This is a genomic window from Streptomyces sp. WM6372, from assembly GCF_001279655.1.
In the GTDB taxonomy this organism is placed as follows: domain Bacteria; phylum Actinomycetota; class Actinomycetes; order Streptomycetales; family Streptomycetaceae; genus Streptomyces.
In genome coordinates, this window is the sequence record NZ_LGDB01000201.1 from 23,245 (window position 1) to 45,188 (window position 21,944).

At 70.0% G+C, this 21,944-nt stretch carries 14 protein-coding genes and 4 pseudogenes; 9 read left to right on the plus strand and 9 right to left on the minus strand.

All coding sequences use genetic code 11. From position 1 onward, the window contains the following. Nucleotides 1-51: 51 nt before the first annotated feature. The 3 genes from gltX to ADK52_RS25180 all read right to left on the minus strand — a co-directional run bounded on the left by gltX (nt 52) and on the right by ADK52_RS25180 (nt 2,589). On the minus strand, nt 52-1,527 hold the full coding sequence (gene gltX / locus ADK52_RS25170; protein ID WP_053692106.1) for a glutamate--tRNA ligase: 1,476 nt from the start codon (nt 1,525-1,527) through the stop codon (nt 52-54). Next, nucleotides 1,520-2,308 carry a fumarylacetoacetate hydrolase family protein gene (locus ADK52_RS25175; protein ID WP_030162855.1) on the minus strand — a complete coding sequence of 263 codons (789 nt, stop codon included), beginning with the start codon at nt 2,306-2,308 and terminating at the stop codon, nt 1,520-1,522. Before ADK52_RS25175 ends, gltX begins: the two co-directional genes overlap by 8 nt. Before the next feature lie 98 nt (nt 2,309-2,406). Continuing rightward, the gene (locus ADK52_RS25180) at nt 2,407-2,589 is read right to left on the minus strand and encodes a hypothetical protein (RefSeq protein ID WP_053692107.1); all 183 of its coding nucleotides are present in this window, start codon (nt 2,587-2,589) and stop codon (nt 2,407-2,409) included. Between the two features lie 563 nt (nt 2,590-3,152). On the opposite strand from ADK52_RS25180, the gene ADK52_RS25185 reads away from it, so the two are divergent. From ADK52_RS25185 to ADK52_RS25220, 8 genes and pseudogenes are all read left to right on the plus strand, one after another. Next, nucleotides 3,153-6,818, plus strand: coding sequence for a nitrate- and nitrite sensing domain-containing protein (locus ADK52_RS25185; protein ID WP_053692108.1), 3,666 nt, complete (start codon nt 3,153-3,155; stop codon nt 6,816-6,818). A 9-nt stretch (nt 6,819-6,827) separates the two neighbouring features. Beyond that, nucleotides 6,828-7,264, plus strand: a pseudogene (locus ADK52_RS25190) (roadblock/LC7 domain-containing protein). Nucleotides 7,265-7,414: 150 nt separating this feature from the next. Next, nucleotides 7,415-7,810 carry a DUF742 domain-containing protein gene (locus ADK52_RS25195; RefSeq protein ID WP_048475965.1) on the plus strand — a complete coding sequence of 132 codons (396 nt, stop codon included), beginning with the start codon at nt 7,415-7,417 and terminating at the stop codon, nt 7,808-7,810. Further along, a pseudogene (locus ADK52_RS25200) lies at nt 7,791-8,335 on the plus strand (GTP-binding protein). The gene ADK52_RS25195 and the pseudogene ADK52_RS25200 overlap by 20 nt, the downstream one beginning before the upstream one ends. 333 nt (nt 8,336-8,668) lie before the next feature. Then, nucleotides 8,669-11,863: a nitrate- and nitrite sensing domain-containing protein gene (locus tag ADK52_RS25205; RefSeq protein WP_053692109.1), complete on the plus strand. Its 3,195-nt coding sequence runs from the start codon at nt 8,669-8,671 to the stop codon at nt 11,861-11,863. Between the two features lie 10 nt (nt 11,864-11,873). Further along, nucleotides 11,874-12,292 (plus strand): annotated as a pseudogene (locus tag ADK52_RS25210) (roadblock/LC7 domain-containing protein). Between the two features lie 93 nt (nt 12,293-12,385). Further along, a complete protein-coding gene (locus tag ADK52_RS25215) occupies nt 12,386-12,946 on the plus strand; it encodes a DUF742 domain-containing protein (protein ID WP_053692110.1) in 561 nt (186 codons plus the stop codon). Continuing rightward, a pseudogene (locus ADK52_RS25220) lies at nt 12,927-13,365 on the plus strand (GTP-binding protein). Before ADK52_RS25215 ends, ADK52_RS25220 begins: the two are co-directional and overlap by 20 nt. A gap of 87 nt (nt 13,366-13,452) precedes the next feature. Here ADK52_RS25220 and ADK52_RS25225 read toward each other — a convergent pair. Continuing rightward, nucleotides 13,453-13,659, minus strand: a complete 207-nt coding sequence (locus ADK52_RS25225) for an acyl-CoA carboxylase subunit epsilon (protein WP_053692111.1) — start codon at nt 13,657-13,659, stop codon at nt 13,453-13,455. A gap of 21 nt (nt 13,660-13,680) precedes the next feature. Beyond that, a complete protein-coding gene (locus tag ADK52_RS25230) occupies nt 13,681-15,264 on the minus strand; it encodes an acyl-CoA carboxylase subunit beta (protein ID WP_053692112.1) in 1,584 nt (527 codons plus the stop codon). A 256-nt stretch (nt 15,265-15,520) separates the two neighbouring features. On the opposite strand from ADK52_RS25230, the gene ADK52_RS25235 reads away from it, so the two are divergent. Further along, nucleotides 15,521-16,144 (plus strand): YceI family protein, encoded by a 624-nt coding sequence (locus ADK52_RS25235; protein WP_053692113.1) that lies wholly within the window; start codon nt 15,521-15,523, stop codon nt 16,142-16,144. A 50-nt stretch (nt 16,145-16,194) separates the two neighbouring features. Here ADK52_RS25235 and ADK52_RS25240 read toward each other — a convergent pair whose 3' ends face one another. The 4 genes from ADK52_RS25240 to ADK52_RS25255 form a co-directional block, all read right to left on the minus strand. After that, entirely contained in the window at nt 16,195-17,541 is a 1,347-nt protein-coding gene (locus ADK52_RS25240) for a hypothetical protein (protein WP_053692114.1), read from the minus strand. Between the two features lie 96 nt (nt 17,542-17,637). After that, on the minus strand, nt 17,638-19,272 hold the full coding sequence (gene cimA, locus ADK52_RS25245; protein ID WP_053692115.1) for a citramalate synthase: 1,635 nt from the start codon (nt 19,270-19,272) through the stop codon (nt 17,638-17,640). Nucleotides 19,273-19,567: 295 nt separating this feature from the next. After that, on the minus strand, nt 19,568-20,176 hold the full coding sequence (locus tag ADK52_RS25250) for a TetR/AcrR family transcriptional regulator (protein ID WP_053692116.1): 609 nt from the start codon (nt 20,174-20,176) through the stop codon (nt 19,568-19,570). A 144-nt stretch (nt 20,177-20,320) separates the two neighbouring features. Next, entirely contained in the window at nt 20,321-21,610 is a 1,290-nt protein-coding gene (locus ADK52_RS25255; RefSeq protein WP_053692117.1) for a hypothetical protein, read from the minus strand. Between the last annotated feature and the right edge of the window lie 334 nt (nt 21,611-21,944).

Sequence of the window (21,944 nt, forward strand, 5' to 3'; positions counted from 1 at the left end):
GCCGGGGTTCCGGCTGCCGCCCCCTGAGGGACGTACGGGTACGGGCGCTGCCTAGGCGGCGAGCTTCGCCAGGGCCGCGTCGATGCGGGACAGCGAGCGCTCCTTGCCCAGGATCTGGAGGGACTCGAAGAGCGGCAGGCCGACCGTGCGGCCGGTGACGGCCACGCGGACCGGTGCCTGGGCCTTGCCGAGCTTGAGGCCGTGGGCCTCGCCGGCGGTCAGGACGGCCTGCTTGAGGGCCTCCGGGTCCGACCAGTCGGCCGACTCCAGGTTGGCGCGCGCCGTGGTCAGCAGGGCCGCGGGCTCGCCCTTCATCGCCTTGTCCCACGACGCCTGGTCCTCGACCGGCTCCTTCAGGAACAGGAAGTCGACGTTGGCCGTGATGTCGGAGAGGACCGTGACGCGGGTCTGGGCGTACGGCGCGATGGCCGCCCAGGCCTCGGCGTCGAAGTCCTCGGGCGCCCAGTTGGCGTGCGGGGCCTGGAGCCAGGGGGTGCAGGCGTCCGCGAAGGCCTTCGGGTCGAGGAGGCGGATGTGGTCGCCGTTGATCGACTCGGCCTTCTTGAGGTCGAAGCGAGCCGGGTTGGCGTTCACGCCGTCGATGTCGAACTTCGCCACCATCTCCTCGATCGAGAAGACGTCCTGGTCCTTGGAGAAGGACCAGCCGAGGAGCGAGAGGTAGTTCAGCAGGCCCTCGGGGAGGAAGCCGCGCTCGCGGTACAGGTTCAGCGAGGACTCGGGGTCGCGCTTGGAGAGCTTCTTGTTGCCCTCGCCCATCACGTACGGCAGGTGGCCGAACTGCGGGACGTCCGTGGCGACGCCGATCTCCATCAGCGCCTTGTAGAGCGCGATCTGGCGCGGGGTGGAGGACAGCAGGTCCTCGCCGCGGAGCACGTGCGTGATCTGCATCAGCGCGTCGTCGACCGGGTTGACCAGCGTGTACAGCGGCGCGCCGTTGGCCCGCAGGATGCCGAAGTCCGGCACGTTCTCCGGGGTGAAGGTCAGCTCGCCGCGGACCAGGTCGGTGAAGGTGATCGGCTCGTCGGGCATACGGAAGCGGACGATCGAGGGGCGGTGCTCGCCCTGGTACGCCTCCAGCTGCACCTGGGTCAGCTCGCGGCAGTGGCCGTCGTAGCCGGAGGGCTTGCCGGCGGCGCGGGCGGCGGCGCGGCGCGCGTCCAGCTCCTCGGTCGTGCAGTAGCAGTCGTACGCGTACCCGCCGTCGCGCAGGCGCTGGGCGACGTCCGCGTAGATGTCCATGCGCTCGGACTGGCGGTACGGGGCGTGCGGGCCGCCGACCTCGGGGCCCTCGTCCCAGGTGAAGCCGAGCCAGCGCAGCGAGTCGAGCAGCTGCTCGTACGACTCCTCGGAGTCGCGCGCCGCGTCGGTGTCCTCGATGCGGAAGACGAACGTACCGCCGTGGTGCCGGGCGAACGCCCAGTTGAAGAGGGCGGTCCGGACCAGGCCCACGTGGGGGTTGCCGGTCGGGGAGGGACAGAAACGGACGCGGTAGTTCGCGTTAGCCACGCTTGATCACCTTGTTGGTGAGAGTGCCGATGCCTTCGATGGTGACGGCGACCTCGTCGCCGACGTTGAGGGGGCCGACTCCGGCCGGGGTCCCCGTGAGGATGACGTCGCCGGGGAGCAGCGTCATGGCCTCGGTGATGTGGACGATCAGGTCCTCGATGGAGCGGACCATGTCGCTGGTGCGGCCGAGCTGGCGCTGTTCGCCGTTGACGGTGCACTGGATGGTCAGGTCGCTCGGGTCCAGATCGGTCTCGATCCAGGGGCCGAGGGGGCAGGAACTGTCGAAGCCCTTGGCCCGGGCCCACTGCTTCTCGCGCTGCTGGACATCGCGCGCGGTGACGTCGTTGGCGCAGGTGTAGCCGAGGATCACGTCCTTGACGCGCTCCTTCGGGACCTCTCGGCACATGCGGCCGATGACCACGGCGAGCTCCGCCTCGTGGTGGAGGTCCTGGGAGAAGGAGGGGTACGTGATCGGGTCGCCCGGGCCGACCACCGAGGTGGAGGGCTTGAAGAAGGTGATCGGCGCGTCCGGGACCTCGTTGCCGAGCTCCGCCGCGTGCTCCGCGTAGTTGCGGCCGATGGCCACGACCTTGTTCGGGAGCACGGGCGGCAGCAGCCGGACCTTGTTCAGCGGGACCTTCGTGCCCGAGAGCTCGAAGTCCGCGAACGGGATGCCCTTGATGATGTCGAGGACGAGCTCACCCTCGGCGCCGGGGGCAGTGCTGCCCTCGACCGCGCCGAACGCGACATTGCCGTCGATGGAGAACCTGGCGATGCGCACGTGTTGCGTCTGCCCCTCTGTATTTCCGCTGGCTGGAGTCTGCGTGTCCAGGCTAACGCGGCGGGCAGCGGCGCTTCGCGCTCCTTTTCCCGAGTGGCTTACTGCGCGGCGGCGACCGGCGCGTCCATCAGGATCGTGCGGCGCGGGTTCGCGGTCTGGGCGGGCAGCTCGACGGCGTGCTCCGGAGCCTCGACCGCCTGCAGCTCTTCGGCGTCCTTGAGGTGCGCGAGGGTGGTGCGGCGGGGGTTGGCTACGTTGCGGAACATCATCGTCGTCTTCACGGTGTTTCGGGCCCTCGGCTCGGTTGTGGGTGGGGGTTGTCGGATCCTTCGACCCTGTAAAGGGCAAGGCTAAACATCCGATTCCCCGGCCCAACCGGGAAGTAATGGCCACGGCTATGTGAGTTTGCTCACCCGCGACCCGGCAATACGGGCATAACCGGCAGTCAATTTTGGGTGCCGAAACGGACATTACGCCACTGAATCAGCCATTCCGCTCCTGATCATCTCGACTGGGACACCTTGCCAGCCACCGCGTTTGGTCGACGTAAGTCCGGTTCGTCCCGAAAGGCGGACCACATCGCGTAATCCGTCCATCGCGTTCCGTGATCGACGCTCCGGGCCGACACGCGCACCTTGTTGGAGATCCGCCACTGTGCTGGAATTCGCGGGACCGCCGCGGGAACAGCCGGCGCGCAGGTGGCGCGAGACAGCGCCGCGCGCGGCGGCAAGGAGAGGGAGACGCGCCGGTCACCGACGACCACCATGGGGCCGAAATGCCCCACGACTCGACACCGTCCCACCGGTCGCCCGGCGGGACGCCTGGTCCAGAGGTTGCGACGCTAGTGCAGGGACGATTCAAGAGGGATGGCAGCGCTGCGGCGGAGCAGGAGCCGCGCGGCGGGACCGACCGTGGCTCCTCGCCCCAGCACGCCCAGAACCGCGGGCCGGCTGCCGACGGCACAGGCCCCGACTCCTCCACCACGGTGAACGCGGTGAAGGCGAAGGCGCGCCTCAAGCCCCGGGGCAAGACGAAGAGCGAAGAGCCGGCCGACAAGGACGTGGCGATACCGAAGGCCCCGAGCGGGCCCGGTTCGCGATTCGCCATGCAGAACTGGCGCATCAGCACGCGACTCGTGTCGCTGCTGACCCTGCCGGTCGTCGCCGCCACCACGCTCGGTGGTTTCCGCATCAACGACTCGCTCAACGACATCAGCCAGCTGGAGCACATGCAGCTGCTGACGACGATGACCCGGCAGGCCACCAACCTGGCCGCCATGCTCCAGGAGGAGCGGGACAAGTCGGCGGGTCCGCTGTCGGTCGACAGGTCGGGCAAGCCCAACAGCCTCGTCACGGGCGTACGCGACCAGACCGACGCCGCCGCGAAGGCCTTCCAGGCCGCGACCGACAAGGTCGACAGCGCGCAGGACAAGGACGAGACCCTCAAGTCGATCCGCAACAACATCCTGCAGATCGGCCGCCAGCTCACCGGCATCGAGGAAATCCGCAAGAAGGCGTACCAGAACGGCGCCCAGCAGACCGTCACCGAGTACAACGCGCTGATCGTCTCGCTGCTCTCGCTCTCCCAGGACATGGCGCAGGCCACCTCCAGCCCGGAGATGATCAAGCGTACGCGTGCCCTGGCGGCCTTCTCCTCCGCCAAGGAGTACGCCTCGATCCAGCGCGCCGTCATCGCCGCCTCGCTCCCCGAGAGCAGCGAGCGCGCGGGCACGCTCACCGAGAACGACCGCCTGTACGCCCTCTCCGCGCTCCGCGGCGAGAGCCAGGCGAAGAAGACCTTCGAACTCGTCTACCAGGGCAAGCCCGAGGAACTCCTCGCGGCGCTCGGCGACGGCAACACGGAGATCGGCACCGCCGACCACTACGCGCGCCGCGTCCTGAGCACCCAGGGGCAGTTCGGCAAGGAGAAGAACCGGTCCTGGATGGACTGGTACGACGCGGACGACACCAAGCTCCAGGCCATGAAGGTCATCGAGCTGACCCTGCTCGAGGACATGGAGCAGAAGGCCCGCGAGCTCAAGAACTCCTCGCAGCAGGACGCCATCATCAACGGTGCCCTGATCCTGCTCGTCCTCGGCGTCTCCCTCGTCGGTGCCTTCGTCATGGCGCGGTCGATGATCCGCTCGCTGCGCCGCCTCCAGGACACCGCGACCCGGGTCGCCCAGGACCGACTGCCCGAGCTCGTCAAGCAGCTGTCCGAGTCCGACCCGCAGGACGTGGACACGTCCGTGGAGTCGGTCGGCCTGCACACCCGCGACGAGATCGGCCAGGTGGCCGCGGCCTTCGACGACGTGCACCGCGAGGCCGTCCGCCTCGCCGCCGAGCAGGCCCTCCTCCGGGGCAACGTCAACGCGATGTTCACCAACCTCTCGCGCCGTTCGCAGGGCCTCATCCAGCGCCAGCTCTCGCTCATCTCCGAGCTGGAGTCGCGCGAGGCCGACCCGGACCAGCTGTCCTCGCTCTTCAAGCTCGACCACCTCGCGACCCGCATGCGCCGTAACGGCGAAAACCTCCTCGTCCTCGCGGGCGAGGAGCCGGGCCGCCGGTGGACCCGCCCCGTCCCGCTCGTCGACGTGCTCCGTGCCGCCGCGTCCGAGGTGGAGCAGTACGAGCGCATCGAACTCGCGTCGGTGCCCGGCACCGACGTCGCCGGCCGCGTCGTCAACGACCTCGTGCACCTCCTCGCCGAGCTGCTGGAGAACGCCACCTCGTTCTCCTCCCCGCAGACCAAGGTCAAGGTCACCGGTCACGCGCTGCCCGACGGGCGCGTGCTCGTCGAGATCCACGACACCGGCATCGGCCTCTCCCCCGAGGACCTCGCCGCGATCAACGAGCGGCTCGCGTCGCCGCCGACCGTGGACGTCTCCGTCTCCCGCCGCATGGGCCTGTTCGTGGTCGGCCGCCTGTCCCTGCGACACGGCATCCGCATCCAGCTGCGCCCGTCCGACTCGGGCGGTACGACGGCCCTCGTCATGCTGCCGGTGGACGTCGCCCAGGGCGGCAAGAAGCCGGGTCCGATGCCGGGCCAAGGCGGTCCGGGTGGCCCCGGCGGTCCGGGCTCCGGTGCTCCGCAGGGCATGCCGGGCGCTTCCGCGCAGGGTGCGGTCCCGGGCGGCGGCGCACGCCAGCCCGTCGGCGCCGGCCAGCAGCGCGGCCAGGTCTCCGGCGGCGGCCAGCGTGCCGCGCTGCCGGGACGCGACGGCGCCCCCGGTCAGCAGGGTCCGCAGGGCGGTCCCGGTGCGCGTCCGCAGCAGGGCGGCCCGAACGCGCGTCCGCAGGGCGGCCCGGGCATGACCGGCCGGCCGGGTGCCCCGACCTCCCAGGGCCAGGGTGCCTTCGGCGACGGCGCCTTCGGCGGCGGTTCCCCGCTGCCGGGCCGCGGTCCGGCCGGCGGTCCCGGCTCCCGTCCGATGCCCGCGCCCACGGCCTCCGGCCAGGGCGGCTTCCCGCAGGGCAACGGCTTCGAGCGTCCGCAGCCCCCGCAGCAGCAGCCCGCCCCGACGGGCCCGGTCCCCTCGGCCCAGGCGCCCGCCGCCCCGGCTCCGCGCGGCTCCCGGCCGCAGCTGCCGCCGCGCGGTGGCGCGGCGCGTCCGGAGCTTCCGGGCGCGGGCGGCGGCCCCGCCGGGATCCCGCAGACCACCAGCTGGGGCGCCGACCAGGCGCGCCACGGCGGTCACGAGGTCCCGCGCGGCCACGACGAGCTCTCGGGCCCCGGTTCGACGGCCGAGTTCCCCCGTCCGGACTTCAACGCCCCGCGCCCGCCGGCCGGCAACAGCACCACCGGTCAGTTCGAGCGCCCGCAGCCGCGCGGTGCGGCGGACCCGTCCACCACGGGCCAGTTCGCCCGTCCGGACTTCCAGGCCCCGCGGCCCGGCGGTCCGGGTGTCGGCGGCTTCGCCGCTCAGCAGCCGCAGGCTCCGCAGCTGCCGCAGGCCCACCAGCCGGAGGCGCTGCCGCCGGCCCCGAGCACCGGCAACGAGCGCAGCCCGATCTTCGACACGCTGGAGTCGAACTGGTTCCACCAGGAGGACCAGCAGTCCTCCGGTCAGGGACCGGTTCCCCAGCAGCCGCAGCAGTCCGCCCCGGCTCCGGCTCCCCAGCAGCGCCTGCAGCAGCCGCTGCCGCAGCGCGGCCAGGAGCCCGCGGCCGAGTCCGCCCAGGCGACGACCGGCAGCTCGCCGACCGTCAGCTGGCGGTCCTCGCCGAACGACGAGCTGATGCGGCAGGCCGAGCGCGTGCGCCAGCCCGCCGCCGGCGGCATCACCACCTCGGGGCTGCCCCGCCGAGTACCGCGGGCGAACCTCGTGGCCGGCACCGCGCAGCAGCAGTCCGACGCACAGGCGGGCCCCCAGGTCTCCCGAGCGCCGGACGACGTCCGCGGCCGTCTGACCAACCTCCGACGGGGTATCCAGCAGGGCCGTCAGGCCGGCAACAACGGCCCGGCGACCGGCAGTTACCACATCGACCCCACTTACCAGCAGGAGCGTTAGTTGAGTTCGATGAGCCAGGCGGCACAGAACCTGAACTGGTTGATCACCAACTTCGTGGACAACACCCCCGGGGTGTCCCACACGGTGGTGGTCTCCGCCGACGGCCGGTGGTGGTCTCCGCCGACGGCCTCCTTCTGGCGATGTCCGAAGGCTTTCCCCGCGACCGCGCCGATCAGCTGGCGGCCGTGGCCTCCGGTCTGACGTCGCTGACCGCAGGAGCCTCCCGCATCTTCGAGGGCGGCGCCGTCAACCAGACCGTGGTCGAGATGGACCGGGGATTCCTCTTCCTCATGTCCGTCTCGGACGGTTCCTCCCTGGCCGTACTGGCGCACCCCGAGTGCGACATCGGCCTCGTCGGCTACGAGATGGCCCTCCTCGTGGACCGCGCCGGCAGCGTCCTCACCCCGGACCTGCGCGCGGAGCTGCAGGGAAGCCTGCTCATCTGACGCCACATCTCCCGGCCGGACGGTACTTCCGGCCGGGGGACCGGGGGCCCGCCCCGGAACCCAGTACCACCGCCAGGCCGTCATACCGTCCCCCCACCGGCCGCCCCGTCAGACGGCACGCTGACCACTGCTGTCCAGCCCGGAGGATCAATGACCCCGCCCCCCGCCTACTCCGACTCGTACGGCGATTCGTCGTACTCGGAAGGCGATCAGCCGCTCGTTCGCCCGTACGCGATGACCGGCGGCCGGACCCGGCCCCGCTACCAGCTCGCCATAGAGGCGCTGGTCAGCACCACGGCCGATCCGATGCACCTGTCCGGCCTGCTTCCCGAGCACCAGCGCATCTGCACGCTGTGCCGCGAGGTCAAGTCGGTCGCGGAGGTCTCCGCACTGCTGTCGATGCCGCTCGGTGTCGCCCGGATCCTCGTCGCCGACCTGGCCGAGGCCGGAATGGTGGCCATCCACCAGCCGGGCAATGGAGAGGCCGGCGGCACGCCGGATGTAACGCTGCTCGAAAGGGTGCTCAGTGGACTTCGCAAGCTCTAATGGCGGAACTGCCCGCTCCACCACCTCCGCGAAGATCGTGGTGGCGGGCGGGTTCGGCGTGGGCAAGACCACGTTCGTCGGGGCCGTCTCGGAGATCAATCCGCTGCGCACCGAAGCCGTCATGACGTCCGCGTCCGCCGGCATCGACGATCTGACCCACACCGGGGACAAGACGACCACCACGGTCGCCATGGACTTCGGCCGCATCACCCTGGACCAGACCGCTTCTGGTTCATGTGGGACGACCTCGTCCGCGGCGCCATCGGTGCCATCGTGCTCGTCGACACCCGCCGGCTCGCCGACTGCTTCCCCGCGGTCGACTACTTCGAGAACAGCGGGCTGCCGTTCGTCGTGGCCCTCAACGGCTTCGAGGGACACCAGCCCTATACCCCCGAGGAAGTCCGCGAGGCCCTGCAGATCGGTCCGGACGCCCCGATCATCACCACCGACGCCCGCCACCGGGCGGACGCGAAGAGCGCGCTCATCACGCTCGTCGAGCACGCCCTCATGGCCCGACTCAAGTAACACGACGCGGGCGACGGCGCTCAAGGGGCACCACTCAAGTACCACGGGTTCTTCACAACGTGAGAGGGCGGGCTGTGTCATAGGACACGGCCCGCCCTCTTGGTTCATAACGTTTCGACAGAGAATTGCAGCCAACCGGACACAGGGTGCGGTCGTCTGGTGCCGCTGCGCTCACAACCGGCACCTTATTTGCCGCAGCTCGCTCTTTATGTCCGATTTATGCGGGACATAAGGCTCTGTGAATGGCTGATTTCAAGTGTTTGGAACAGGACCGTTTACCGTGCTGGAATTCAACTAACTAGCTGGTAGCACCGCCGAGAGGTTGTTGGTCGAGTGAGGCGAAGCAACTCGAGCCCCGCGGATGAACCCGCGCGCGGCAACTTCACCCCGCCGCAGCGCGCGGCCGCGTCGCCCGTCGACGTACCCGTCGACCCACCGGTGAAGAGCGGCAGCACCAGCAGGTTCTCCCCCCGCAACTGGCGTGTGCCCACCCGTCTGAACGCGATCCTGCTCGTCCCCGTCCTCGTCGGACTGGTGATGGGCGGGTTCCAGGTGAAGGGCTCCGTCGACACCTGGAACGAGGCCAAGGACGCCGAGAAGACGGCCCGCATCGTCCAGGCGGCGGCCGAATACGGCCAGGCCCTGCTGAACGAGCGCGACCTCACGGCCGAGCCGCTCCTCAAGGGCGACCGGAACAGCGAGTCCGTCGCGAAGGCCTACGCGGCCACCGACGCGGCGAAGGAGAAGTTCGCCCGCGCCTCGAAGGACCTCCCCTCGAACCACGGGCTGGAGCGCCGCCTGGAGCTCTTCCACCAGGAGGAGCCCAAGCTCGCGGCGGTCCGGCAGACGGCGTACGCCTCGCAGGAGACGGCGAAGAAGAACCCGCCGAGCGCGAACGGCCCGATCCCGACCGAAGAGGGGTACGTGCTGGTCCAGCACTACCTCATGACGTTCTCCAACGAACTCGGCCTGGGCACCGGCAACGTCACCAGCTACGGCCGCATGGTCTACGCGATCGAACTCGCCAAGGCGGCCAACTCGCTCCAGCGCGCGGTCGGCACCCACCTCCTGGTGCGCCCGAACGAGAACGAGGACATCCGCAAGGCCCAGCTCGTCGCCTTCTCCTCGTACGCCTACCTCGAGGACATCGCGATCGGCGAGTACGTCGCGGCCGGTACCGAGGCGGACGTGGACCACCTCAAGGAGGTCATGGGCAGGCGCTCCCAGGAGGGCGCCGAGAAGCTCGCGGCCGCCAAGCGGGCGGCCGAGCAGGCCGGCACCCCCTTCAAGGCGCCGCCGATCGTGAACAACTCCGCGCTCACCGGCATGACCGAGGCGATCGCCGGCGGCGAGAGCAAGACCAAGATCATCGCGGGTGGCACCACCCCCCAGGCCTGGCAGGCGGCGTCCACCGCCAAGTTCGAGGGCTACGCCGAGGTCGAGAAGAACCTGCTCGACAAGGCCGTGACGGACTCCGTCGCCGTCTCCGACTCGGCCCGCAACGACGCCATCTGGACCGGCGCCATCGTGGTCGTGGCCCTGCTCGCCGCGTTCATCCTGGCCGCCATGATGGCCCGCCAGATGAGCAACGCGATGCGCCGGCTGCGCTCCGCCGCCTTCGACGTCGCCGAGCAGCGCCTGCCGATGCTCGTCGACCAGCTCTCGCGCACCGACCCGGGCAAGGTCGACACCCGTGTCGCGCCGATCCCGATCAACTCCCAGGACGAGATCGGCGAGGTCGCCCGCGCCTTCGACCAGGTCCACCGGGAAGCGGTCCGGCTCGCCGCCGAGCAGGCGCTCCTGCGAGGGAACGTCAACGCGATCTTCACGAACCTCTCCATACGCAACCAGTCGCTGATCGAGGGCCAGCTGACCCTCATCACCGACCTGGAGAACAACGAGGCCGACCCGGACCAGCTGGAGAACCTCTTCCGCCTGGACCACCTGGCCACCCGCATGCGCCGCAACGGCGAGAACCTCCTCATCCTCGCGGGTGAGGAACCGGGCCGCCGCTGGGACCAGCCGGTCCCCCTCGTCGACGTCCTGCGCGCCGCCTCCTCCGAGGTGGAGCAGTACGAGCGCATCGAGCTCTCGGGCGTCTCCGAGGCCGAGATCCACGGCCAGGCCGTGACCGACCTCGTGCACCTGCTCGCCGAGCTCCTGGAGAACGCCACCACGTTCTCCTCCCCGCAGACCAAGGTCCGCGTCAACGCCACGCGCCTGCCCGACGGCCGCGTGATGGTCGAGATCCACGACAAGGGCATCGGCCTCACCGCCCAGGACTTCGCGGACATCAACCACAAGCTGGCCAACCCGCCGACCGTCGACGCCGCGATCTCCCAGCGCATGGGTCTGTTCGTGGTCGGCCGGCTGGCGGACCGCCACAGCATCCGGGTCCAGCTGCGCCCCTCGGGCGAGGCCGCCGGCACCACGTCGCTGGTCATGCTCCCCGACGCGATCACCCATGGTGGTGGTGGCGAGGGGATCCCGGACGACGACTTCACCGTGTCCTCGATGATCCCGCAGCAGCAGGCTCAGCAGGCCGTCCCGATGCGTACGGCCGCCGAGCTGGGCTTCGACGACTCCCGCTACGACGGCAGGGGCGCCGACGAGCAGGGCGACGGCACCGGGCTGGACCCGGTCGGCCGCTCCCTGGCCCAGCAGGAACGCCGGGCCGCGCTCGAAGCCCAGGTGGGCTACGGGCAGGAGCAGCAGGGCGAGTTCGCCGAGCAGGAGTATGCGGAACCCCAGCCGGAGCACGGGTACCAGCCGTATCAGGAGTACGAGCAGCAGCCCGAGCAGGGCTACGACACCTCGTACGACTCCCGGCAGGCCCACGCGGCCCAGCAGGGCTACGAGGCGTACCCGCAGCAGGACTACGGCTATCCGGAAGCCGGATACCAGGATTCCCGGCAGGACGCCCCGGCGTACGACGGCGGCTACGCATCCCCGTCCCCGCAGGCAGAGTGGCCCGAGCAGAACACCTACTCAGGCGGCTACCAGCAGGGCTACGGGACCGAATCGGAACCCCCGTCCGCTCCCGAACCCGCCCCGGAACGCGTAGGCTTCGACCGTCCGGGCGCCGCTGCCGACACCGGCCACGCAGTGACCGGAGCGGGCCTGCCGCGCCGCGGCAGCCAGCAGCAGTGGCAGCCGGCACAGAAGGAAGCGGAGTCCACCGGATCCCTCTTCGAGCAGCGGCCGCAGCGACAGCAGCAGCCCGCCGCCCCGGAGCGGGACGAGGAAGGCAGCGAGGCATGGCGCTCGAACAACGACGAGCGCTGGCAGCAGGCCGCCAAACTCCGTGAGCCGAAGGCGGGCGGGATCACCCCGTCCGGTCTCCCTCGGCGCGTGCCCAAGGCCAACCTGGTCGAGGGCGCGGCGGAGACGACCCCGCAGGGCGGCCCCCAGGTCTCCCGCGCACCGGAGGACGTCCGCGGCAGGTTGAGCAACCTGCGGCGCGGTGTCCAGCAGGGACGCAGCGCGGGTTCTGAGCAGTCAAGTAACAGCTATGACCAGGAGCGTTAGTGTGAGCCCGATGAGCCAGGCGGCACAGAACCTGAACTGGTTGATCACCAACTTCGTGGACAACACCCCCGGGGTGTCCCACACGGTGGTGGTCTCCGCCGACGGCCCGGCCTTCTTCTGGCGATGTCCGACGGTTTCCCGCGCGACCGCGCCGATCAGCTGGCGGCCGTGGCCTCCGGTCTGACGTCGCTGACCGCAGGAGCCTCCCGCATCTTCGAGGGTGGCGCCGTCAACCAGACCGTTGTGGAGATGGACCGCGGGTTCCTTTTCCTCATGTCCGTGTCCGATGGATCGTCCCTCGCGGTGCTCGCGCACCCCGAGTGCGACATCGGCCTCGTGGGCTACGAGATGGCCCTCCTCGTGGACCGAGCAGGCAGTGTCCTCACGCCGGAACTGCGCTCGGAGCTGCAGGGAAGTCTTCTCAACTAGCAAACAGGCAGTGCGTTTCGCGTCATCGCACCATAGGGTGCGGTGGCGCGGTTCCACAGGGAGTACTGCGTTCTTGGAGTCGGAGGAGGAGACGTGACAACACCCGGAGGACATCCTTATGGCGGCGCGCAGCAGCCGCAGGGTGGGCAGCACGACCAGAACCGCTTCAACTTCCCCTCCGCTCCCAGCCGGCCGGTTCCGGAGCACAATCCCTACCAGCAGCAGTCGTACGGCCAGCCCCAGCAGGTCCCGCCGCCCCACCGGCCCTCGCAGCAGCCCCTCCGGGGTTCGCAGCAGCAGGCCCCCAAGGCGCACAACCCGCTGGTACGCCCGTACGCGATGACCGGCGGCCGTACCCGGCCGCGCTACCAGCTCGCCATCGAGGCGCTGGTCAGTACCACGGCGGACCCCGCGCGGCTGCAAGGGCAGTTGCCCGAGCACCAGCGCATCTGCCGCCTGTGCCAGGAGATCAAATCCGTCGCGGAGATCTCGGCACTTCTCTCCATTCCTCTTGGTGTCGCCCGCATCCTCGTCGCCGACCTGGCGGAGGCGGGCCTTGTCGCCATTCACCAGCCCGGCGGCGACGAGTCTGCCGGCGGCCAGCCAGATGTGACACTGCTCGAAAGGGTGCTCAGTGGACTTCGCAAGCTCTAACGGCGGAGCGGCTCGCTCCACCACCTCCGCGAAGATCGTGGTGGCGGGCGGCTTCGGCGTGGGCAAGACCACGTTCGTCGGCGCGGTCTCCGAGATCAATCCGCTGCGCACCGAAGCCGTGATGACGTCCGCGTCCGCCGGCATCGACGATCTGACCCACACCGGGGACAAGACGACCACCACGGTCGCCATGGACTTCGGCCGCATCACCCTGGACCAGCGAGAACAGCGGCCTGCCGTTCGTGATCGCCCTCAACGGCTTCGACGGCCACCAGCCGTACACGCCGGAGGAAGTCCGCGAGGCCCTGCAGATCGGCCCGGACGCCCCGATCATCACCACCGACGCCCGCCACCGCGCGGACGCCAAGAGCGCGCTCATCACCCTGGTCGAGCACGCCCTCATGGCCCGCCTGCGGTAGGCACCACGGCCCACGCGAAAGGCCCCCCGCACTCCGAGGAGTGCGGGGGGCCTTTTCGGTCTGTCCCGGAAGGTGACCCGGAAGGGTTCAGCCCTGCCAGCTGTGCGGGGCGCGGAAGCCGGGGGTGCGCTCCAGGCGGCGCCAGCGGGCCTGGGAGCCGATGCGGTGCACCGTAGGGCCCTCGGGGGCGGACGCGGCGCGGGCCAGCAGGATCGCGGTGATCGCGGCCAGCTCCTCGGGGGCGGCGTTGCCCTTTTCGACGCGCAGCAGGGTGTCGGCGGACTTGGTGGTCATGGGTGGCAGGTCTCCTTCGCTTTACTGCGGCGGGTTGCCGTGCTTGCGGGACGGCAGGTCGGCGTGCTTGCTGCGGAGCATCGCCAGGGCGCTGATCAGCGTTTCGCGGGTTTCCGCCGGGTCGATGACGTCGTCGACGAGACCGCGCTCGGCCGCGTAGTACGGGTGCATCAGCTCGGCCTTGTACTCCTTGACCATGCGCGCGCGCATCGCCTCGGGGTCCTCGGCCTCCGCGATCTGCTTGCGGAAGATGACGTTGGCGGCGCCCTCGGCGCCCATGACCGCGATCTCGTTCGTCGGCCAGGCGTACGTGATGTCCGCGCCGATGGACTGCGAGTCCATGACGATGTACGCGCCGCCGTAGGCCTTGCGCAGGATCAGCGAGATCCGCGGGACGGTGGCGTTGCAGTACGCGTACAGCAGCTTGGCGCCGTGGCGGATGATGCCGCCGTGCTCCTGGTCGACGCCCGGCAGGAAGCCGGGGACGTCCAGCAGGGTGATGATCGGGATGTTGAAGGCGTCGCACATCTGGACGAAGCGCGCGGCCTTCTCGGAGGCCTCGATGTCGAGGACGCCGGCGAGGTGGGCGGGCTGGTTGGCGACGATGCCGACGACTTGGCCGTCGAGCCGGGCCAGGGCGCAGATGATGTTGCGGGCCCAGCGCTCGTGGATCTCCAGGAAGTCGCCTTCGTCGACGAGCTCCTCGATCACCTTGTGCATGTCGTACGGGCGGTTGCCGTCCGCGGGGACCAGGTCCAGCAGGACGTCCGAGCGCCGGTCGGCGGGGTCGGAGGTCTCGTGGACCGGCGGGTTCTCCCGGTTGTTGGAGGGCAGCATCGAGATGAGGTAGCGCACCTCGGAGATGCAGGTCTCCTCGTCGTCGTACGCGAAGTGCGCGACGCCGGAGGTCTCGGCGTGCACGTCCGCGCCACCGAGGCCGTTCTGGGAGATCTCCTCGCCGGTGACGGCGCGCACGACGTCGGGGCCGGTGATGAACATCTGCGAGGTCTCGCGGACCATGAAGACGAAGTCCGTCAGGGCCGGGGAGTACGCGGCGCCGCCGGCGCACGGGCCCAGCATGACCGAGATCTGCGGGATGACGCCCGAGGCCCTGGTGTTGCGCTGGAAGATGCCGCCGTAGCCGGCGAGCGCGGAGACGCCCTCCTGGATACGGGCGCCGGCGCCGTCGTTCAGGGAGACCAGCGGGGCACCGGCGGCGATGGCCATGTCCATGATCTTGTGGATCTTCGTGGCGTGGGCCTCGCCCAGGGCGCCGCCGAAGATGCGGAAGTCGTGCGCGTAGACGAAGACCGTGCGGCCCTCGACCGTGCCCCAGCCGGTGATGACACCGTCGGTGTACGGCTTCTTGCTTTCGAGGCCGAAGCCGCTCGCGCGGTGGCGGCGCAGCTGTTCGACCTCCTTGAAGGACCCCTCGTCGAGCAGCAGCGCGATGCGCTCGCGCGCGGTCAGCTTGCCCTTGGCGTGCTGCGCCTCGGTCGCCCGGTCACTGGGTCCACGCCGCGCCTGCTCGCGCAGGGAGTGCAGCTCGGCCACGCGCCCGCGGGCGTCCGTCGGCTCGCTCGGAGTCTGGTCCACAACGGTCATGTATCGACCTTACGAAGCGGTCGAAGAAAAACCTCCGTTGATTCCACACAGTCTCGGAAGTGTTCCGCTGTCCGGCCCGGACAGAACCGCCACATGATGCGCGGACACCACCAGGCGGGACCCCTCTCCTTTGTGGAGGTTCGACAAAACGGCGACACGCCGCACCTAGATGTTGAAATTTGAACGGAATAGGTCTAGCGTCGTTCTCGTTGAAAGTTCAACCAACACCGGACACGACAGCACCAGGGAGCACATCATGGGTCTCTTCAACCGCCGCAGCCAGACCGCGAACGTCCAGGAGGGCACCGCCGCCGTCGCCACGCTCGACGTGGACCCGGCCCTCGCGGCCCTGAGCGGTGACTACGTCATCGACGCCGCGCACAGCAGCATCGGCTTCACGGTCCGCCACGCGATGGTGACCAACGTCCGCGGCAGCTTCGGCGACTACTCCGGGACCCTGCACCTCGACGGCAGCGACCCGGCCCGCTCCGCCGCCTCCATCGAGGTGAAGATCGCCTCCGTGGACACCGGCATCGCCGACCGCGACGGCCACCTGCGCAGCGGTGACTTCTTCGACGCCGAGGCCTTCCCGCTGATGACCTTCCGCTCCACCGAGGCGGCCCAGCTCGGCGGCGACGCGTACCGCATCACCGGCGAGCTGACGATCAAGGACGTCACCCGCCCGCTCTCCATCGACCTGGAGTTCAACGGCTCGGCCACCGACGTCTACGGCAACGAGCGCGTCGGCTTCGAGGGCTCCGCCGAGATCCTGCGCTCCGACTGGGGCCTGACCTGGAACGCCGCGCTGGAGGCCGGCGGCGTCATGGTCAGCGACAAGGTGAAGCTGACCTTCGACATCTCGGCCATCAAGCAGGCCTGAACCGCCTGACGCCGCCGGGTCCCGGGGGCGGTACCGGGGGGACGCACCCCCTAGAAGCCGCCCCCACCGTCGAACCCGCCGCCGCCGTCGAATCCACCGCCGCCGCCGAAGTCCCCTCCCCCGAAGTCGGAGGAGTTGAAGTCGGCGCCGGAGAAGTCCCCGCCGTCGTAGCCGCCCATGTCGGAGGCGTAGGCGGGGCTCGACATCATCGAACCGAGCACGGTGCCCACGAGCAGACCGGGCAGGATGCCGCCGCCGAAGTATCCGCCCGCCCAGGGCCCGTACGCCGGGCCCGCGTCGTAGTACGGGCGCGGCCCGTACTCGGTGTCGACCGTACGGACCATCGGGTCCTTGCCCTCGCCCAGCCGGACGGCGTCCGCCGCGCACACCGGGACGGTACGCGCCGCCCCGCCGGCCGGCGACCACTGGGCGTCCTGCGTGCTCGGCCCGTGCCGCGGGTCGAAGAAGCAGGGCGAACGGCGCTCGGGCAGCGGCCGCCCCTGACGGCGGGCATCGAGGCTGGCCAGCGCGAACCGGCCGTCCTCCAGGGCCTGGGTGACCCCCTTGACCTCTTCGGGGCGCTGGACCGAGGCCATGATGTCCTTGGCCTTCTCGTACGAGTCGAGGCCCTTTTCGTAGTCCCCGCGCATGGCGTCGTCCGCGCCGGGCTCACCGGGGTGGAAGTCCAGCCGGTCGAGCTCCTCGCCGAAGGCCGTGATGTCCTCGTCCACGACCACGCGCAGCTTCTCGATGGCCTCGCGCTGGGCCTCTTCCTTCCTCTTGCGGTTGCGGCGCACCAGCGCGTACGCACCGCCGCCGCCGATCACGGCCACCGCGCCGAGCGCGACCAGGCCGCTGACCGGAGTCCCGCCGTCGGCTCCGGTGTCGCCCCAGGAGGCCGGGGCCCTGCCCTTGGCCTGCGCCAGCGCCTGGTCGACGAAGTTGTTGAGTTCGGTGCCCGCGTCCACGGGCCCGCCGGCCTTCACGGCATCCGTGAGGTTGCGGACGGCGCCCGGAGGCATGACCGCCCGGTCGGCGCCCGCGTTGAAGCCGTCGCCGAGCCGGATCGCGTAGAGCCCCGTGATGCCGGTTTCGGCCCGGACCGTACGCAGCACGCTGTCGGCGGGGAACTCGGAGCCGGCCGGCAGTACGGCGACGAACACCGGCTTCCCCGCGTCCTTGATCTTCTTCGCGAGCGCGTCCGCCTGGGCCTTCGGCAGCTGCGCCTCGGCGCGCGGGTCCACGTAGACCGGGCCCTGCTTGAGGGCCTCCGCCACGGCAGCGGGTCCGGTGGCCGCCGCCGCCTGCGGGGCGGCCACGAGGGCGGTCGCGGACAGGGCCAGCAGCAGAGCGGCCAGCAGCCGACCGGGATACACGGATATCAGCCTGGTCCTCATACCCCAGACGCTACCGGAACCGTCACTTTCCTGTGTGAGCTGGACATAAGCCCCGCCGCCCCGGCCTCGACGGCCGGGGCGGCGGGGTTCCGCGTGCTATTCGGCGGGTTCGACGCCCGCGTGCAGGAGCCCGTACGTGAAGGCGTCCTCCAGGGCCTGCCAGGACGCGGCGATCACGTTCTGGGCGACGCCCACCGTGGACCACTCGCGGCTGCCGTCCGTCGTGGCGATCAGGACGCGGGTCGTGGACTCCGTGCCGTGCTTGCCCTCCAGGATGCGGACCTTGTAGTCCACCAGCTCGAACTTGGCCAGCTGGGGGTAGAAGCGCTCTAGGGCCACCCGCAGCGCCCGGTCCAGGGCGTTGACCGGGCCGTTGCCCTCCGCCGTGGCGACGATCCGCTCGCCCTTGGCCCACAGCTTGACCGTGGCCTCGTTGGCGTGGGTGCCGTCCGGGCGGTCCTCGACGATGGCCCGCCAGGACTCCGTACGGAAGTACTTGCGGGCGCGGCCCTCGACCTCGGCGCGCAGCAGCAGCTCGAAGGAGGCGTCGGCGGCCTCGTACGTGTAGCCCGAGAGCTCCCGCTCCTTGACCCGCTCGACGACCCGGGAGACCAGGGCGCGGTCCCCGCCGAGGTCGACCCCGAGCTCCTTGCCCTTGAGCTCGATGGAGGCGCGGCCGGCCATGTCGGAGACCAGCATGCGCATGGTGTTGCCGACCCGCTCGGGGTCGATGTGCTGGTAGAGGTCCGGGTCGACCTTGATGGCCGAGGCGTGCAGGCCCGCCTTGTGCGCGAAGGCCGAGACGCCGACGTACGGCTGGTGGGTGGAGGGCGTCAGGTTGACGACCTCGGCGATGGCGTGCGAGATGCGGGTCATCTCGGCGAGCGCGCCCTCCGGGAGGACGCGCCGCCCGTACTTGATCTCCAGCGCGGCGACGACGGGGAAGAGGTTGGCGTTGCCGACGCGCTCGCCGTAGCCGTTCGCGGTGCACTGGACGTGCGTGGCGCCCGCGTCGACGGCGGCCAGGGTGTTGGCGACGGCGCAGCCGGTGTCGTCCTGGGCGTGGATGCCCAGGCGGGCGCCGGTGTCGGCGAGGACGGTCGCGACGACCGCGGTCACCTGGGCGGGCAGCATGCCGCCGTTGGTGTCGCAGAGGATGACCACGTCGGCGCCGGCCTCGTGGGCGGCGCGTACGACCGACTTCGCGTACTCGGCGTTGGCCCGGTAGCCGTCGAAGAAGTGCTCGCAGTCGACGAAGACGCGGCGGCCCTGGGCGACCAGGTGGGAGACGGTGTCGCGGACCATCTCCAGGTTCTCCTCGAGCGTGGTGCGCAGGGCGAGCTCGACGTGCCGGTCGTGGGACTTGGCGACCAGGGTGATCACCGGGGCGCCCGACTCCAGCAGGGCCCGGACCTGCGGGTCCTCGGCGGCCGAACCGCCCGCCCGCCGGGTCGCGCCGAAGGCGACCAGCTTCGCGTGCTTGAAGTCGATCTCGGCACGGGCGCGGGCGAAGAACTCGGTGTCGCGGGGGTTGGCGCCCGGCCAGCCGCCCTCGATGAAGCCCACTCCGAAGTCGTCCAGGTGCCGGGCGATCGCCAGCTTGTCGGCGACGGTGAGGTTGATGCCCTCACGCTGGGCGCCGTCGCGCAGGGTGGTGTCGAAGACGTGGAAGCTGTCCGTGTCGTCGGCGGTGTCGTGCGCCGCCGGCCCTGTCGCCTCTGTCGTCGTCATGCTGATCTGACTCCTGTCGGATGAGTGGTTCCGGACGCCCGCCCCGGGGCAGGCCGCCTCCACTGCCCCCATCATCGCGCGCGGCCCGCTCCCGGCAGGAATGGAGCCGGGAAACGAAAAGACCCCTCGCGGGTGCGAGAGGTCTGCGCGCGGGTCTGGGGCACTGTGGCCGCTTCCGCGGAGTTCTTCCACGGTTCAGCGGCCACTGCGGACCGGCGCGCTGCTGTCCATAATCATGAGCTGAGCAGGCACGTCCGCAGTGTGTCACACCGTCTCACCGCAAGAGCGGCGCGTCTCACGATACGAGAGCCTCGTCAAGGAATTCCGAGACGTGGGCCAGGATGTCCGCCCGCCCTATTCCGGGCAGGCCGACGGCGACCTGGATGCTGAACCCGTCGAGCAGGGCCCGCAGCCGGGCGCCGAAGCGGTCCGGGTCCACGGGCCGGAACTCCCCGCGCGAGATGCCCTCGGCGAGCAGGGCCACCAGGTCGCGGTGCCAGGCGCCCTCGATGGCGGCCTGGCGCTCGCGTTCCTGCGGGCCGGCGTTCTGCGAGCGGTTCCAGACCTCAAGCCACAGCGTCCAGTGCGGATCCCGGGCCTCCTCGGGCACGTACAGGTCCACGTACGCCTGGAGCCGTTCGCGCGCCGAGCCGCGGCGGGCCAGCAGGGCCCGGCGCTTGGTGCCCAGGGCCGCCTCGCTCCACTCCAGCGTCTGGAGCAGGAGCTCGTCCTTGCTGCCGAAGTAGTAGAGGAGGTGGCCGCTGCTCATGCCGACCTGGCGGCCCAGCCCGGCCATGGTCAGGCCCTCCAGGCCGCGCTCGGCGATCGTGGCCATGGCGGCGACGAGTACGTCCTCGCGCGGCGGCGCGTTCTTCCGTACCGCACGCACTCCACCCGCCGCCATGGGCCACTCCTTCGTCGATCTGCCGCAGGTCAGACCTTCGGCTGCTGCTGGGTGATGCAGTGGATACCGCGGGAGCACCCATCCTTGACGCCTTGGCCAGCCGGGACCTTGGTCATTCTGCCGCAGATGGGAGAGCGATGGGAGTTAGCCGATACCCAGCTTCGCCCGGCGCTCCTCGGTCTTCTCCCATCGCGCCTGAAGGACACGCACCACGTGCCGCTCCATCTCCGGACTGACATCCGAGTACGTCCCCCGCACACCCTGCAGGATGTGGCCCAGCCGCTCCTCGATCGCGACGGCTGCGACGCCGTCCTCCTCGAGCATAGGTGAGTGGGCATGGCGGATCAGGTGGATGCGGCGCTTCTTGAACGTCTCCACGGCCGGCAGCTCGGGCCGGGCGTAGCGGCCCTCCCTGGCGTCCGCGCCGTCCCGCACTGGCTTCCAGTAGTACTTGTGAAAGTCCGTGGTCAGCAGCGGGCCGCCCGTCATCGAGGGGAACAGCCACTCGGAGTCGTGCGAGTCGAGCAGCTCCTGATGCAGTGCTGCGAGAAAGGGTGGGATTACCAAAGTCCTCTCGCTGCCGTACTTGGGCAGAGCGAGGACGGGGACACCCTTGTCCTCCAGACGCGCCGGATCCTTGTGGTACTTGTGCTGCCACTGCACCCGCATGACCGGCATCGGCTTGTCCCCGCAGTACCGGCGGAGCGCCTTCTCCCTGCGGCTGCGATCTTCCTCGGATTCGGGCCAGTTCGGCCCTACGTATTCCCGGCGGAGACCGAACATCTCCCCCAGTCGCATGCCTGTGTAGGCCTTCGTCATCATGAACGTGTAGCCGGCCAGGCCCCAGACGTGTTTGGCGTTCTCCGCAAGCTGGTGGAGTTCCTCGGTGGGGACGTGTTCCTTTTCCTCCCGTACCGGCCGGACGTATCGGCCTCGCCGCTTGTTCTCCTTCGGGACAGGCGACTCGGGGATCAGCGGCGGTTTATGAGAGGCCGCATCATCCATGATCATGCAGAACAGGACTTTCAGGTCCCGCGCATAGTTGGCCGACTTACTCGCCTTCAGGCCGTTCATCCAGATCTGGTAGCCGAGCGTCGTGATCGCGTTGACAGGCTCCTCGCCCCACTTGGGCAGGATCTGCGCGCGCAGACGCTTCTTGTAGAGATAGACGGAAGTCGGGTCGAGATCGCGCGACTGCAGCCAGAGGTCGGCCCAGTGCTTGAAGAGGATGGATCCGTCGGCCTTCACAACGAGGCGCCCATTGCGGGCGTCCGATTCGCGGTCCAGACCGTAGTTGAGGGCCTTCTCCTCGTCCCACGTATCGCTCGGCATGCCCGACTTGTAGCCGTACATCTTCTTGCCGGTGTCCGGGTTGACCCGGCCGGTGTCCCACTTCACGCGGAGGCTGTTGCCCCGCCACTCGGTCCACGGCATGAGGATCCTTCGGAGTGGTGTTGCGGGTCCCCGGCTGGTACCCCTACCACCGGGTTCCGCACCTGACTGGTCAGGCGCCGCTGCACCCCACCGGGCAACCGCGGCATCCTTCACAGTCTCCTCCGCTGCGCTTCACGATCTCACGCATGGACTGCCGCGCCGCGGCGTCCTTGGTGATCTCGGGAGGCGCCACGCAGACCATTCTCCCATTACTTGATCCAGACCATCCGGCGAACTCCGGACCGTTGTCAATGAGTAGCAGGTGACTGCGCACACCGACTCCCCCCCTTCCGGGACTGGGAATCCCCCAAGGTGATGCTTCGACTCTCCCACG